Source organism: Dyella sp. OK004 (genome assembly GCF_900114495.1).
Classification (GTDB): Bacteria; Pseudomonadota; Gammaproteobacteria; order Xanthomonadales; family Rhodanobacteraceae; genus Dyella_D.
Genome location: NZ_FOZI01000003.1, coordinates 711,910 through 728,230 on the forward strand (window position 1 = coordinate 711,910; position 16,321 = coordinate 728,230).

General features: G+C 62.3%; 6 protein-coding genes. 1 reads left to right on the forward strand and 5 read right to left on the reverse strand.

The window, feature by feature from the left end; all coding sequences use genetic code 11:
- Positions 1 to 142 precede the first annotated feature (142 nt).
- On the reverse strand, positions 143 to 8,440 hold the full coding sequence (locus BM338_RS15395; RefSeq protein ID WP_090452180.1) for an ESPR-type extended signal peptide-containing protein: 8,298 nt from the start codon (positions 8,438 to 8,440) through the stop codon (positions 143 to 145).
- A 442-nt stretch (positions 8,441 to 8,882) separates the two neighbouring features.
- Between BM338_RS15395 and BM338_RS15400 the strand changes: the two genes are divergently transcribed.
- Positions 8,883 to 10,154 carry a sensor histidine kinase gene (locus tag BM338_RS15400; RefSeq protein WP_177229379.1) on the forward strand — a complete coding sequence of 424 codons (1,272 nt, stop codon included), beginning with the start codon at positions 8,883 to 8,885 and terminating at the stop codon, positions 10,152 to 10,154.
- On the opposite strand, the gene BM338_RS15405 is transcribed toward BM338_RS15400, so the two are convergent.
- From BM338_RS15405 to smc, 4 genes are all read right to left on the reverse strand, one after another.
- Positions 10,151 to 10,939, reverse strand: coding sequence for a response regulator transcription factor (locus BM338_RS15405; RefSeq protein ID WP_090452185.1), 789 nt, complete (start codon positions 10,937 to 10,939; stop codon positions 10,151 to 10,153). The genes BM338_RS15400 and BM338_RS15405 overlap by 4 nt on opposite strands.
- A 185-nt stretch (positions 10,940 to 11,124) precedes the next feature.
- The gene (locus BM338_RS15410; RefSeq protein ID WP_090452188.1) at positions 11,125 to 11,499 is read right to left on the reverse strand and encodes an HU family DNA-binding protein; all 375 of its coding nucleotides are present in this window, start codon (positions 11,497 to 11,499) and stop codon (positions 11,125 to 11,127) included.
- Positions 11,500 to 11,672: 173 nt separating this feature from the next.
- Entirely contained in the window at positions 11,673 to 12,668 is a 996-nt protein-coding gene (zipA, locus tag BM338_RS15415) for a cell division protein ZipA (protein WP_090452190.1), read from the reverse strand.
- 11 nt (positions 12,669 to 12,679) lie between these two features.
- Positions 12,680 to 16,189: a chromosome segregation protein SMC gene (gene smc / locus BM338_RS15420; RefSeq protein ID WP_090452192.1), complete on the reverse strand. Its 3,510-nt coding sequence runs from the start codon at positions 16,187 to 16,189 to the stop codon at positions 12,680 to 12,682.
- Positions 16,190 to 16,321: the final 132 nt, after the last annotated feature.

Consider the following 16,321-nt stretch of genomic DNA (forward strand, 5'->3'; position numbering starts at 1 on the left):
CTTCAATCAGAGATGGACCGGAACCTTCCGCGCTCCGGACATAGTCGGGCGATCCGCGACCGCCTGATGGTCGCCATGCCAGAACCGGCATGGCGATGTGCGAGTAACTCCCCCTCCCGCAAGCGAGAGGGGGAGCGCTACATCACCAGCCGAAGCTGACGCCGATCGTGCCGCTGGACTCACCGCCACCAGCGACGGAGCCACCGAGCAGCACCGCACCGTTACCCGGAATGCGCGCGGCATAACCCACGGCCAGAGCACCCTGCCCGCGATAGCCGCCGACGGCCGCGCTGACGCGGTTGTCGGTGCCTGGTGCCGCAGCGATGGCACCGGCCATACCGGCCATCGCCGTACCCATGGCGCCCACGCGATTCAGTCGCGTGTTGAGGCTGTTGAAGCGGACGTTGGTATCCGACTTAAAGGCGTCGAAATCCGAGTTGCTGACCATATTGGCGGTCTTCTCGTCGGTATACGTCTTGGCATCAGAAAGCGTCTGCTGCGCCGTGGTGTCGGTGTAGGACTTAGCGGTTACCAGTGCTTCGTCCACTTGGCTGACATTGGCGGCATCGGTCGGTGCTACACCGTTAGCAACGTTGCTGACCACGGCCGGTGCGGCGGCGGGAGCCGTTGGATTCCCGGCCGGCTGCACCTCAGGCGAAGTGATGGGCGGCGCGATAGCTACGCTCTCATTGCCGACTGACGGCAGCGCAGGCGGAAGCCCATTTTCCAACTGCCCCATACGATGGTCCAGCGAGCCCAGCTTGCCGTCTACCGCACTCAGTGCATCACCTACGTTGTAGTAGGAATTGCCCTGGATGACGTAGTTCGGTGCAACCAGCCCGGCGCCCGTCATGTAGGAACCGCCACCGAGCATCTGGGCCACCTGATCACCGAAGTCGAACAGCTGGCCGCCATTGACGGCGTTGGTGCTGTTTGCGCTCAGCTTGGTGCTGGCCACGTTGGAGATCACCGTGCCGTTCTGGCCTTCCAGCGTGATCGACGACTTGCTGGCATCGTCGTACTTCACCGTACCCGCCAGATCGCCATCAATGTCGCCAATGGCCTGGTTCATCTGCTTCACGTTCACAGCGTCGGTGTCGGCGGTTCCCGCAGCCACGTTGGTGATCTGACGCTCGTGACCGATGCTACCTACCGACAACGAATTGACGCGGCTGGCCACGGAGTTCGCACCCAGTGCAACCGAGTTATCCGCCAAAGCCTGCGACTTCGAGCCGAGAGCTGTCGACGAATTACCCTCGGCCTTGGACCAAATGCCGAGCGCGACGGCATAGTCGTTGATCGCCTGCGACTGGAAGCCGATAGCGGTGGCGCTGAAAGCCCCCGGCGCATTGGCGGCACTGGTCTTGGTCTTGGCAACGGCGCCAGAGCCGATAGCTGTCGAGCCGTAGCTGTAAGCCTCCGCACCCGAACCCACAGCGGTCGCGTTGGAACTGGAAGCCAACGCGTTGTGCCCGAACGCTATCGAGTCGTGCCCATCCGCTCCGATAGTCTTGGCAGACGCACCAACGGCAATCGAGTACGCACCATTAGCTACCGCATCGTCACTGCCATCGTTCTTGCCGTTGGCCTTGAAATAACGGTTAGTAGCGGCACCGGCGTTTGCCACTGCATCCAGCTGCGACTTGTTCACCGCGTCGGTGGCTTCCGTGCCGGCGGCAAGGTTGGTGATCTGGCGCTCATCGCCAACCGAACCCACCGACACCGCATTCACGCGATCGGCGACTGAACCGGCACCCAGGGCAATGCTGTTCTCGGCAGTGGCCCGGCTCTGGGTACCGAGCGCAAGGCTGAGATCGCCACTTGCATCGGCCCGCGAGCCTGCTGCCACGGCGCCATTACCAGCCTGACTGCTAGCCCCCAATGCGACGCCCTCGACACCTGCATTCGAGCGCCAGCCCATGCCGACACCCAATTTACCCGCTTTCGCCTCCACGCCGATCGCCATGGCGCCAAGTCCATTCACCTCAGAGAACGCACCCAGCGCCAATGCTTCACTTCCATTTGCAAGAGCGCCGATACCGAGTGCAACCGACCCGTCGCCAATGGTCTTGGCCTGCTCTCCTATGGCCGCCGAGCCAAGGCCGCTAGCACTGGCTGCTTTACCGACAGCCATACTGCCGAAACCATTTGCCTGAGCGTCGCTGCCAACAGCCACACTGCCGACGCCATTTGCCTGACTATCGCGACCAACGGCGATGCCGTCCATCGCTCCGGCAAACGAATTCGCGCCCAGCGCGATCGAATGATCACCTATGGCTGTGCTGCCGAAGCCCTCCGCCGTGCTGAATTCTCCAATGGCATTGGCACCGCTACCGAATGCCGATGAGCCCGTACCGGCGGCATAACTGCCCGAACCTGCCGCCGTTCCGTACTCGCCATCAGCAATGGCGTCATCACTGCCATCGCCATTGCCATTGGCCCTGAAGTAGTGATTGCTGGCGCTGGAGCCTGCCGTTGCTTCCTTTAGCTGGCTCAGGTTCACCGCATCCTTGTCTTGCGTACCGTCGGCGACGTTGGTGATCTGGCGTTCGTGACCTACGCTGCCCACCGAGACGGAATTGTCACGGTTAGCTACGGAGAGAGCGCCCAGCGCCACTGAATTGGCACCCGTCACCGAAGTCAACTCGCCGATGGCAACGCTGTTATCCGTCAAACCATGGGTACCGGCACCAGCACCAACAGCCACCGAACGATTGCCAGCGGAAGTCGCCCCAATACCCAGAGCCACGCTTTCATCACCGGTAGCCTTCGAGACACTTCCCAGTGCAATGGCGCCACGTCCCGTCGAAAGGGGACCGCCAAGATGGAAGGTGTTCGCCGTCTCGTCAAAGAAGGCGCCGTAGCCACCCATGGCAATAGCGAAATCACTGCTGGCGATGGCGTTGACACCCATCGCGATGGCCCCCTGCGCACCATTGATAACCGCTGAGGTCGGGCCGAAGGCCATCGAACTGCGCGAGCCATCGCTGACATAAGCTCCGTAGCCAAAAGCCATGCCGAAGTTGGCGCCTGTGCCGACCGTACCGCCATTCATCGCCAGCGAATAATCACCGTTTGCCGAGGAGTGGATGCCAATGGCGGAGGAGCCTTCCGCACCTGCCTGCGTCCCCACACCGAGCGCCAGACTATTTTTACCGAGTGCAGTGCTGCCATATCCGGCCGCCGTGCTGAACTCGCCAAGCGCATTGGCACCACTGCCGAACGCCGATGCACCGGTATTCGCGGCATAACTGCCCGAACCAGCGGCGGTAGTGAAATCACCATCGGCAATGGCGTCATCGCTGCCATCACCGTTGCCGCTGGCCCTGAAGTAGTGATTGCTGGCGCTGGAACCTGCCGTGGCGTCCTTCAATTGGCTCAGATTAACTGCGTCAGTGTCTTCCGTGCCCTTGGCGACGTTGGTGATCTGGCGTTCGTGCCCAGCACTACCCACAGAGACCGAGTTGGCACGATCAGCATAGGAATTGGCTCCAAGCGCGACAGCACTGGTCGCCCCATATTCCACCGTGCTGCCTTCACCCATGGCGGTACCGCCGACATCAAAACTGGAAGCACGATTACCAAGCACGGCACTCCCCTCAGCCCAGTCAGCAACCCTGCTGAAAGCACCTATGGCAATGCTGCGATGGGCGAGCGCCTTGGCGCTGTAGCCAACGGCAACAAATTCGTCCGTCCTGAGTGCGGGATCACTACCCGCGCCCGCGCCAAGCGCGGTTGATCGGTCTCCCGCCACAATTGCGCCGAAGCCGACCGCCAGAGTACTCGTACCATCGGCGAGGGATGCGGCACCGAACGCTGTCGCTTTGAAACCTAGCGCCTTGGCATGCCATCCGATGGCTATGTTGCCCAGATTGTCCGATGTTTCGGCACCGTCACCAACAGCGATGGCTCCGGCGTAATTTGCCTTACTGTTTCCACCAATAGCGATAGCCCCTCCCCCACTTGCTTGGCTGGAACTACCTACGGCAATGGCGTTGTAGCCGGAAGCGTCGGTCGAGTCACCCAACGCTATGGATAACTCTCCCGTTGCCCTGGCACCCTGGCCCATTGCGGTGGCATGCGAGCCGCCAGCATAACTTGAGCTGCCTACGGCAATGGCGTAATCGCCTTCGGCAATAGCGTCGTCGAAGAGGCCGGGGCCTTTATTGCCGTTGGCCTTGAAGTACTTGCTGGACGCTGCTGCGTTCTGCGCCACTCTGTCCAACTGCGATTTGTTCACCGCGTCGTAAGCATCCGTGCCATCAGCGACATTGGTGATCTGACGCTCGTGCCCGACCCGACCCACGGACACACTGTTATCGCGATCAGCGAATGACATGCTGCCGATTGCTGCTGAATCGGCACCCCACGCTTCTGCACCGGATCCCATAGCAACACTGTTATCACCATGAGTGATGCTCTTGCTGCCGATGGCAATCGAGTTGTTAGAGTGCGCGGTAGAATCCTCGCCAAGAGCAATGGACGCCTCGCCGAGCGCCCAGGCGTAACGGCCACTGGCAACACTATTCTTACCCAAGGCAATGCTGTAGCTGCCAGTCGCGACGCTCCCATAACCGCGAGCGATCGCACCGAAGCCGGCAGCCAGACTGCCATCGCCTACCGCGGTGGCTTCACCGCCGACAGCAGTGGAGCCAATGCCCGAGGCGGTGCTCAGCGCACCCAGCGCCGTGGCCGCCTGATCGGCATCGGCAAGGGCATGAGCGCCAAGCGCGGTATTGCCAAGCCCCCACGACTGACTGCCTTGACCCACGGCAACCGACGCATCGCCATAGGCAAAGCTGCTGTCGCCCATGGCGGTGCCGCCGATACCGAAAGCGAGCGACTCATTGCCGATCGCCGTGGTGTTATTCGCCAATGCCCTGCTTTTGTAGCCAACAGCCAGTGCATGGTTGCCTGTGATGGTGCTGGCTACGCCCATGGCGGTGCTCCAGTCACCGTCCACCTGGGCGCCGGAGCCCAGTACGGTGGAGTACTTGCCGTCAGCCAGCGTGTGCCGGGTAACGACGTCTCCATTCCCGAGCACTTCGTTATAGATACCACCAAGGCTAGTGGAATCGTCGCCGGTAACTTCAGAGAACGAGCCGATCGCGATGCCGTTCTTGACGTCATTGGCGATGGTGGAAAAGGTGCCCATCGCGATGGAGTTGCTGGCGTTGTTGCCAACAGTGGTGCCTACACCGATGCCGACGCCACCCACGGCATTCGTACCAATGGTGTTGCCAGCACCGATACTCACGGCGCCGTCGCTATTGATCGTGTTACTGCTGCCGAGCGCTACGGAGCGAATGCCGTTGACGTCGTTGCTATCACCGATCGCGACGCTCGATTCGCCTTTTGCGGTGGTGGTGTTGCCGATGGCAATCGAATTCTTGGAGGCGGCCGTGGATTCTTCGCCCATGGCAATGGAGGCTTTACCCACGGCCCAGGCGTCGTGGCCAACGGCAATGCTGAAATCACCGACCGCGGTGCTGTAAGCGCCATTCGCCACGCTAGCCTCGCCATGCGCACGTGAAGAGAAGCCCGCCGCCAGGCTGCCCTGGCCATCAGCTTCAGCGCTACCGCCAACGGCGGTAGAACCGGTACCTGAGGCTGTACTGAGCGCGCCCAGCGCCGTGGCTGCCTGATCGGCGCTAGCCTCGGCATGGGCGCCAAGCGCTGTATTGCCAAGACCCGACGAGTAGGCACTCTGACCTACGGCAACCGAGGCATCGCCTTCGGCATTGGCGCTCTCTCCGAACGCAGAGCTGCCGACACCGGTAGCTCTCGCAGCGTTACCCACTGCCGTAGCGGCACCTGCCGCCACGCTGTTGGCGCCCGCAGCAACCGCATTGTCGCCGGTGACCTTGGCGTCATCGCTGCCGTCTTCCTTGCCGCTGGCCTTGAAGTAATGCTGCGCGCCGCTGATGCCCTCGCTCATCTCGTCGAGCTGCGACTTATTCACCGCGTCGTGGGCTTCTGTGCCATCGGCGACGTTGATGATCTGGCGCTCGTTACTGGCACTGCCGACGGAGATGGCATTGCTGCGATCCGCAATCGAGTTCGCACCGAGCGCAATGGCGTTGTCGGCTCGAGTCACCGCGTGGTTACCGAGGGCGATCGAGTCCTCCCCAGCGGCAATCGTCTCCTTGCCAACAGCAATCGAGCCATCTCCCTTCGCTGTGGACGAATCTCCAACGGCGATCGAGGCCATGCCAATAGTCAGAGCGGCATGTCCGTTCGCAAGGCTGAAATCACCCTGAGCAACCGCTCCGGCACCTACTGCCGTACTTTCCGCGCCAGAGGCTTGCGCCAAAGTACCGACCGCAGTGGCATTCACTGCTGAAGCGATACTCCCGGTGCCGAGCGCGGTGGCCGCCAATGCCGATGCCTGGCTGTTGGCTCCGGCGGCCAGCGTCAGATCGGTATTGGCTTGTGCATCGTCGGTACCATCATTCTTGCCGCTGGCTTTGAAGTAATGCTTTGCGTCGCTGACGCCCGCGCTCACCCTGTCCAACTGCGACTTGTTCACCGCATCCGTGGCGGCAACACCTGCCGCAACGTTGATGATTTGACGCTCGTTCCGGACGCCACCCACGGAAACGGCGTTGTCGCGAACGACCACCGATCCCGCACCGAGCGCCACGCTATTGTTGCCAGCGGCACGCGCGCCGTCACCAATGGCGACCGAGTTCCTGGCCATCGCAAAGCTGTCATGGCCAAGTGCAACCGATAACTCGCCCGAGGCTTTGCTGTTTGAACCGGCGGCGACAGCATTGATGCCGGTTGCCTCCGCATCATCCGTGCCATCTTCTTTGCCATTGGCCTTGAAGTAATGCTTTGCGTCGCTGACGCCCGCACTCACCCTGTCCAGCTGTGATTTGTTCACCGCATCGGTAGCGGCAACGCCCGCGGCGACGTTGATGATCTGGCGCTCATGCCGGTCGGCACCGACGGAAACCGCATTGTCGCGGACGACAACCGATCCTGCTCCCAGTGCGACACTGTTCTCGCCAGCGGCACGCGCACCGTCACCCATGGCGACCGCGTTCTTGGCCAGCGCAAAGCTGTCATGGCCAAGTGCCATGGCACTCTCCGCCGATGAGCGGGCTCCAGCGCCCACGGCGGTCGATGCCTGAGCCAACGCGGAGCTGTTGCTTCCGACTGCCACAGCGTTTTCCGCAGCCGAGCGGGAACCCGCGCCCAATGCCGTGGCACCCGCACCCGCAGCTGAGCTCAATGCGCCGAGCGCCGTACTGAAGTCGCCCCGCGCATAAGCCCGTGCACCGATCGCCGTGGCGCCGGTTTCCAATGCCGTAGCGGCGGCGCCAAAAGCACTCGTTGCATAGCCATACGCCGATGTCGCCATGGGGATGTCGCCATCAATCACCATGATGCCGCCAACGGCAACGCTCGCATCGCCGATCGCCCTTGTGCTTTCACCGACGCCAACCGCGGACCTGCCGTTGACGTAGGAGTTATAACCCTGGGCGATCGACCCGCGTCCGCCGGAAACCGTGCCATGACCCAAGGCCACGCCGTTGTCGTCCCGAGCCTCGCTGTTGGCACCCAGGGCAACCGAATTATTCCCCGAGGCGGTGCTACTGCGCCCCGCTGCGACAGCACCGTCGCCGGATGCGTTTGCATCGTCACTACCGTCGCTGGCGCCATTGGCCTTGAAGTAGTGCTGCGCGTCGCTGACGCTTTCGCTCACTTTGTCGAGCTGTCGCTTGTTTACGGCGTCATAGTCTTCCGTGGCATCGCCGACGTTAGCGACCTGGCGCTTGATGCCACCCGAGCCCACCGACACGCTGTTGACGCGGTCGGCGATGGATCCGGCGCCCAGCGCCACACTGTTATCCGCTTGTGCCTGACTGCGCGCACCGAGGGCAGTGCCATTAACGGCGCCATCGAGCACACGGGAGTCATAACCCACTGCCGTGGCTGCGTTTGAGCGCGCCTGGGCGTTGGATCCTACTGCCGTCGCCGTTGCCTGCAATGCTTTTGCATTCGCACCGACCGCCGTGCTGTTGGTTTCGGTAGCTTCGGCGTTGTTGCCGAAGGCTGAGGCACTGATCTTTTTGGCCTTGGCGTTGGCGCCGTAGGCCGTGGTGCCATCGGCCGTAGCTTCGGCATTGCTGCCGATCGCCGTGGCGTTGCGGCCAGAAACAGCGCCACCGCCATCGGCATAGCTGCCATCGGGGTTTGGCGCACCCTTCACCACAGCATCGGTAACGGCCTTGGTCTTGGCCTCGGACATATCGCCATGTTCGACAGCCCATGCAGCGTTGCCTGCGACCAGACCGACCACCATGGTCAATGCACCTGCAGCAGCGCGCAACCGACGCGATGCACCACCCTTGCCGTTCGCTCGCGCATGCTCCGAGGCGACGACAAGCATACCCAACGACCGGTTCCATACCTTGCTGTAGATCTTGTTCATTCACGTGCTCCATGACTGCATTAGCCAGGCGTGGAGCCGATCCGAATGATGGGCATCCATGCCATACCGATCTGCGTGAATCATGTCGTGTGTCATGACTCATGCAAATGAGGAGGCATCCCTCTTTGATTGAGCGCCTCTCGCAGCTCGAGCATTCGATACCACTGGATCTAAGTCACGCACGCTTTCCACCGTGAGCTAACGAAGATCACAGGCATCTCGTGATGTTTCACTTGATTTAGTGAGAAACAGGTGAGACAACTTGTTTTCATTTGGAAGTCCAAACGAAAATTCGTCGAAGTGTCGACGAGCTTTCCGATCATTCCTATGGATGTTTTGTGCAGAGGATTTTGCGGTGACAAAAGCATGGATGGATGCGATAGCGAATTGGCTAGATATGTCACCCCAGAGCAACCCGCTATATCGACGCCACGCCCGCGCCATGCAGCTCCTTCTACTGTTCATGGCTTCCATGCTTCCCGCCAACTGGCTCTATCACGCTCTGATAGTGGGATTGCCCGCCACCCGCGGGATCGATGTGCTGTTTGCCGCTGACATGGCGACGGCGCTATCAGCTGGAGTTGCCTTTGCGCTGGTTCGCTGTGGCAAGTTCCACCTGGCCATCACGCTGTTTCTTTCAATGCTTCTACTCGGCATGGCAGCCAGCGCCCTGGCAGTCGGATTTCAGTTGCTCATGTTCGATCAGACGCACATTCTGCTGAGCCTGGTTGTTGGTGGCCTGGTGCTTGGTCGCCAAGCGCTATGGACGATATTTTCAACATTGCAGGTGGTCTTTGGCATTGGCATGGCGGTCGACGCCCATCGCCTCGCCGTGACCGGAAAGCCAATAGCTATCGCTTTCGGCAATGCGCCATCCGTCGTACTCAGCTATCTCGTCATTACGGTCGTCATCGATCGTTGTGTCCATGCATTACTCAAAGCCCTGAAGGAATCAAAGACGCGTGGCGAGCAGTTGGTGGCGGAGATCGCAGAACGCGAGCGCGCGCAATCGCAACTGTTCCATGCTCAAAAGATGGAGGCCGTTGGCCGCGTGGCGGGAGGGATCGCCCACGACTTCGACAATATTCTCAGCGTGATCCTCGGCTATGCAGCTGCGCGCGAGCGTCTGGCAGGCGCGGGCACTCGTGCGTTGCTGGAAGCTCTGGAAGGTATCGAGCAAGCGACGCGGCGCGCCATGACAGTAAGTCGCCGGCTCCTCACGTTTTCGCGTGATGATAGGGGGCAACCGGAGCACTTCGATGCGGACCTGGTATTGCGGGAGTTCGCTCCTATGCTGCAGCAATTGTGCGGTGCACGGGTGCGGGTGGAATTACAGCACGCACCCGATGTGGCGCTCCCCGTCCTCATGGATCGCAGCCGGTTCGAGCTCATGCTGCTGAATCTCGCCGCCAATGCACGCGATGCCATGCCGAGTGGCGGCCGTCTGCGCATCTCAACAGATAGTGACGCCACAAATGGCTATGCGGTGCTGACGCTAACGGATACCGGCATGGGCATGGAACCGCAGATTCGCCAGCACATCTTCGAGCCGTTCTACACCACCAAGCCAGTCCATCAAGGAACCGGGCTTGGGCTCGACGTAGTAAGTCGCGTGATGGATGACTGTGGCGGTGTCATCGAAGTGGACAGTGCACCGGGGCGGGGAACGCGCTTTACGCTGAAGGTTCCTTTGCAGCGGCGAGCTGGAAATTAGCTACTGACGGATATCAACGCATCATTGGCATCGTTCTGGTCAACGATGAAGGCATAGCCAACACCGCGCACTGTCACCAATGGAAGCGACTCGCTCTGTTCCCGAGCCTTGCGGCGTAGGCGATACACCAGCATTTCCAGACGATGCGGGTCGAAGTCATAGACGTCGTTGCAAAGCGTGGCGATAAGCTCCTCACGGGAGACGGCTGCACCCTTGGCCGCCATGAGCAGTTGCAGTGCACAGCGCTCCGAACCCGACAGCGCGATGGTGGCGTTGCGGGGTGTTGCCAGACACCAGTCGTTCGTTTCCAGGCGCCACTCCGCACGCGAGGGGACCGAGTCATAGGCAGCTTTCTCTTCAGAACAGGCCGCGATGGGTGTCCGCAAACGACGCGCCAGGCTGTGCAGGCTGGCGGCAAGCACTTCGATATCTACCGGCTTGGACAGATAGGTATCCGCCCCCGCCACGAGCGAGCGAATGTGATCGCTGCGTTCGTGGTTTCCGGTGAGCATGACGATACCCATGGAGGACAGCTGGCGCAGATGCTGGGCCACAGTGATGCCGTCTTCGCCGGGTAACCCGATATCCAGTACGGCGATGTCGTATTGATTGGAAAGCATATGCCGGTATAGATCGGCCGACGTGCGCACGCCGGTAACGGCGAAGCCGTAATCGATAAGACCTGGAATCAGGATGTGCTCGCGCAGAACCTCGTCGTCTTCAAGCACGATGACGCGCCAGGTGCGTGGCGACGACGCGTTGGTACCGACAACGATTTTTTCCATGCGGCGCTTCAGCTTTCCATGCGTGGGCTCTTGACTATAACAAGCCCACCCTCCCCGGCCGTAAGCGGGAAAGCCACGCTATTCGATGTAGTCATCCACCGACAGAATGCATCGCACCCGGCGTCCGGCACCAAGACACAAAAAAACGCGGCAGCTTTCGCTGCCGCGTTTCTCGCAACCGCTAATTAGGCGGCGGCGTCCTTCAGCTTCTTCAGCGGGCGGATCTTCACCTTCACCGAAGCAGGCTTGGCAGCGAACCACTGCTCTTCCTTGGTGAAAGGGTTGATGCCCTTGCGCTTCGGCTTGGCCGGAACGCTGATCGCGGAGATCTTCAGCAGACCCGGCAACGTGAAGGAGCCTGCGCCCTTCTTGTGCACCGAGCCAGCCACGGCGTGTTCCAGCGAAGCCAGCACAGCGCGTACGTCCTTGGCCACGACACCGCTGGCTTCAGCGATGTGGGCGACCAGCCCGGACTTGCTCAGAGCATCCTTGATCGGCTTGAGCGCGGCCGGCTTGGCGGCGGCCTTGGCAGTGGTCTTCTTGGCGGCTTTCTTGGCCATACATTCCCCGTAGTTATTGGTGGGTTTGGGTAACCGGTGTGCCTTTCGGCAGGTGGAATGTATGGCAAGCGAGCGACTACGCCAAGACGTTAGTGCACAAATATGTCTTCAGACATGGGTTTTTGAGGGTTTTTTTTGCATTTCCCCGGACACCCCACCCATTTCGGCCGATATCAGCGGCCGAAAATGATCTCTTTGCCTTCGTGATCGCGGTCCCAGCCGCGCAGTTCGTCCCGGATATGGGCGATGCGCTGGCGACCCAGAGCGTTGCGTTCTTCGTCCAGCACCTGCCCGTCCAGCAGCTCGGCCAGGCGCTGCGCCGTGGGCAGCATGGCGTCCCAGGCATCGAGCGCAGGAATCGGCGCAGGCAGGGTCATGAAGAAGCTCAGGCCCGGTGTGCGCAGCGCATCGAGGCGGCTCAGGTCAAAGTTGCCCGGCTTGAGCATGTTGGCCACGCTGAAGATCGGACCCTGCTCGCGCTTGCCGTCGACCAAGCGGTGGTAAATGCCCATGTCGCCGAATTCCAGGCCGGCCTTTTCCGCCGCGACGATCAGATCGGCACCGTTGAAGGGAGCACCTTCGCGGGCCATCACAAACAGGGTGACGATGCGCTCGACGGGCAGTTGCGCGGGACGGCGGCCCAGATCGGAGCGCGGCGGCACACGTGGTGCGGGAGCCGGAGCCGGTGCGGGCGCAGGCGCGGTACTACGCAGCGATGGCTCGGGCGCGGCCACCTTGGCCAGCGGATCGGCCAGTAGCTGTTCCGGTGGCGCGCGCAGGGTTTCGATGATGGAAGCGGCAGCGCTCGACGGCTTGATCAGCGGGGCTGCGGCCACCCGCTCGCCGGAGAGCGTGGCGCCGAGACGCTCGAGTTCCTCGCGCAACCCCATGTCCAGCTCGCCTTGCTTTGGCGCAGGTTGGTCGACACCGTCCAGGCGGAAGTCGTCCCGCGCACTGAAGGGGCGCTCGCCATCAGCGACATCGGCATCGCCGAACGTAGGCTCACGACGCTCCTCGTTGCCCGATCCCGGCATGACACGGCGCTTGCCCTGCTCTTTCCTGGGCTGGCCGAACAGCCAGATCAGCGCCAGCACAATCAGGCCGACGATCAACAATGGAATACCAACCGCGGGATTCCACGCAAAAGCAAGCACGGGTTGCACGGTCATAGACATTCTCCTCAGGCTGCGCCGGCGAGTTTAGCCGCTTCGGCCAGGTCGACCTGCACCAGGCGCGACACGCCCGGTTCACGCATGGTCACGCCGCAGAGCTGCGAGGCCGCTTCCATGGTGGCCTTGTTGTGGCTGACGAAGATGAACTGCACCTTCTCGCTCATCTCCCGCACCATGCTGGAGAAGCGACCCACGTTGGCTTCGTCCAGCGGCGCGTCCACCTCGTCCAGCAGGCAGAACGGCGCGGGGTTGAGGCCGAAGATGGCGAACACCAGCGACACCGCGGTAAGCGCCTTCTCGCCGCCGGACAGCAGGGTGATGTTGGACACACGCTTGCCCGGCGGGCGCGCCATGATCGCTACGCCGGTGTCGAGCAGGTCGTCGCCGGTCAATTCCAGATAGGCATGGCCGCCGCCGAACAGGCGCGGAAACAGCTCCTGCACGCCGGCGTTGACGCGGTCGAAGGTTTCCTTGAAGCGCTGGCGCGTCTCGCGGTCGATCTTCTTGATCGCGCCTTCCAGCGTTTCCATGGCGCTGGCGAGGTCGGCTAGCTGGTTGTCGAGGTAGTTCTTGCGCTCGCTCTGCTCGGCATGCTCCTGGATCGCGGCCAGGTTGACCGGCTCCAGGCGCTGGATCTTCTGCGCGATATCGGTGAGCTGCGAACGCCACTGGCCGGCATCAATATCTTCGGCCAGCTCGGCCAGCAGCGCCTCCAGCTCCAGACCGGAAGCGGAGATGGCTTCGGCCAGCTGCTGGGCGCGGAGATGCAGCGCCTGCGCGGCGAGGCGCTTCTCGGAAAGGCTTTCGCGCAGCTTGTTGAGGCCTTGCTCGATGCGCTGGCGCTCTTGCTCCAGGCGGCGGAATTCCGCGTCGCAATCTTCCAGTGCGCGACGCGCTTCGACCAATTGCTTATCCACCAACAGGCGCTGGTCGAGATAGGTCTGGCGTTCGGCTTCCAGCTCGGCGATCGGGTCGGAGCCAGCGGCCAGCTGGTCGGTGATCTCGGTGCGGCGCGCTTCGATCTGGCGGATCTGGGCGTCCATGCGCGACAGCGACTGCTCCAGCGAGCTCAGTGCGGAACGCTTGGATTCCATGCCCAGCGCCAGCGCATGCGCCTGGTCGGCGGCCTCGCGGGCGTTCATGCGGGCTTCTTCGCGCGCTTCGAGCAAGGCGCGGCGTTCGTTTTCAAGCTCGCGGCGCTGGTCTTCCAGGTCGCCCATGTTGCCGACGGACTCGTCCAGGCGCGCCCGCGCTTCGCGGGTCTGGCCCTGCAACTCGTCCAGCTGGTTGATCAGGTCTCCCAGCTCACCAGCCACCTTCTCGGCACGGGCGCGGGCGGTTTCCATCTTGCCGCGATGGCTTTGCAGCTGACCCGCCAGTTCGGATTGGCGACGATGGGCGTTGTACAGCTCACGCTGCGCGTCGTCGCGCGCACGCTCAGCCTCGAACTTGTTCGTGCGCAGATCGTCGAGCTGGCCGGTAGCTTCCTCGATGTGCGCTTCCAGCGTGGCGATCTGCTCGGCCAGCATCCGCATCTCGCGCTCACGGGCCAGGATGCCCACCTGGTTGCCTTGCGCCCGACGCACGCGCGCCCAACCCGGACCCAGCCATTCGCCGCTGCGGGTCATCACCGACTGGTACGGGGCCAAGGCGGACAGCGAAGCGACACGCTGGTCGGCCTCCTGCAGATTCTCGGCGGTCAGCACGTGGCTGAGAATGGCGACCGCTGCGGCCGGACCACGCACGTGCGCTGCCAACGTACCGGCCGTGTTGACGCCGCCTTCCGCGGCATCGAGCAAGGCGATATCAGCGTTTTCGAGGCCACCGAACTCGTTGGCGAGCGCGTGCGAGCCATCGACCAGCACGCTATCCAGGAAACCTGCCAGCGCCGTTTCCACGGCGGTTTCCCAGCCCGCTTCCACCTGCAAGGCCTCGCCGAGACGGCGCGACTTGTCCAGGCCGAGACGCGACAGCCAACCACTGGCAGCACTCTCCTCCTGTCCCAACGCAGCGTGCTGCAGCGCTTCCAGCGACGCCTGACGGCCACGGGCGGTCTGCAGTTGTTGGCGTGCCTCATTGAGCGCGGACTGCACCTGGCGCTCTTCGTCCAGCACCTTCTCGTGACTCAGCTTGTGCTGGTCGAGCAGGCTCCCGAGCGATTCGACACGCTCGCGCTGGGTGTCGTGTTCCTGATGCAACTGTTCGGAGGCGGCGTCGAGACCGGCGACATCGGTAGCCTTCTGCTCGGCGTCCAGCGCCTCGCGACGCTTGGACAGGTCGATCGCCTGGCGGTCGAGGTAGGCGAGCTTGGTGCGCTCCACTTCCGCCGCGCGGCTCGCTTCACCAGCAGTACGCGTGTAGCTGTCCCAGCGCTGCTGCCAGTCGGCCAGTTTGGTTTCGGTATCGCGCTGGGCGTCGGCGGTATCGTCCTGCATTTGCTGCAGGGCTTCGAGCTTCGGCTCGCCTTCGGCCAGGGCCATGCGCAGCGTTTCGACCTGATCACGGTCGGTGGTGATGTGCGCGGCCAGCTCGGCGTGTTCACGTTCGGTGTCGCCATGGGCGCGCTGCAGACGTTCGGCCGTTTCCTTGTTGAAGCGCACCTGCTGTTCGACGCGGGCGATCTCGGCGCCGACCTTGTAGACCTCGCCCTGCACCACGTTCAAATGTTCGCTGGCCGCGGTGTGGCGCTCGCGCACGCTTTCCAGCTGGGCTTCGACGTGACGCTGTTCGGCCACGTGTTTTTCGATCTCGGTTTCGGCAGCGGAGAGTCCCGCGCCTTCGCCATCGTGCTGGCTCTTCAGGCCGCGGTATTCCAGCGCGCGCAGCTCGGCTTCCTTGCGGGTCTGCTCTTCCTTCAAGGCTTTCCAGCGCTCGGCGGCACGGGCCTGGCGGTTGAGGTGTTCGAGCTGCTTGTCCACTTCGTCGCGCACGTCTTTCACGCGGTCCAGATTCTCGCGGGTGGACTTGATGCGGCTCTCGGTTTCCTTGCGGCGCTCCTTGTACTTGGAGATGCCTGCGGCCTCTTCCAGATGCACACGCAGCTCGTCTGGAGCAGCCTCGACGATCTGGCTGATCATGCCCTGCTCGATGATCGAGTAGCTGCGCGGCCCCAGACCGGTGCCCAGGAACAGATCGGTGATATCGCGGCGGCGACAGCGCGCACCATTGAGAAAGTACGCCGACTGCCCGTCGCGCGTCACCTGGCGCTTCACCGAGATCTCGGCGTACTGCCCGTACTCGCCCTGGATGGTGCCGTCGCCGTTGTCGAAGATCAGCTCGACCGTGGCCTGGCCCACTGGCTTGCGCGAATTGGAGCCGGAGAAGATCACGTCAGTGAGCGAGTCGCCACGCAGGCGGCTGGCCGCGCTTTCGCCCATTACCCAGCGGATGGCGTCGATGATGTTGGACTTGCCGCAGCCATTCGGACCCACCACGCCGGTCATATTGGTCGGCAGATGCAGGGTGGTCGGATCGACGAAGGACTTAAAGCCGGCGAGTTTGATCGTGGTCAGGCGCATGCGGAATCCGCGGAAACTCTAGAGGGGACCCAGCAACCGTGGGCGACAAGGCACTGTGCCAAACGCGAAGCGGGGTCGCAATGCATTTTGACAATAGGTGTAATCTTAAGAATACACGCTATGTTAATGTTA

What these genes read in the sequence shown, in the direction of transcription:
- smc (WP_090452192.1), bottom strand. Translation starts at nt 16,189, where the DNA reads ATGCGCCTGACCACGATCAAACTCGCCGGCTTTAAGTCCTTCGTCGAT.
- BM338_RS15405 (WP_090452185.1), bottom strand. Translation starts at nt 10,939, where the DNA reads ATGGAAAAAATCGTTGTCGGTACCAACGCGTCGTCGCCACGCACCTGG.
- BM338_RS15400 (WP_177229379.1), top strand. Translation starts at nt 8,883, where the DNA reads ATGCAGCTCCTTCTACTGTTCATGGCTTCCATGCTTCCCGCCAACTGG.
- zipA (WP_090452190.1), bottom strand. Translation starts at nt 12,668, where the DNA reads ATGACCGTGCAACCCGTGCTTGCTTTTGCGTGGAATCCCGCGGTTGGT.
- BM338_RS15410 (WP_090452188.1), bottom strand. Translation starts at nt 11,499, where the DNA reads ATGGCCAAGAAAGCCGCCAAGAAGACCACTGCCAAGGCCGCCGCCAAG.
- BM338_RS15395 (WP_090452180.1), bottom strand. Translation starts at nt 8,440, where the DNA reads ATGAACAAGATCTACAGCAAGGTATGGAACCGGTCGTTGGGTATGCTT.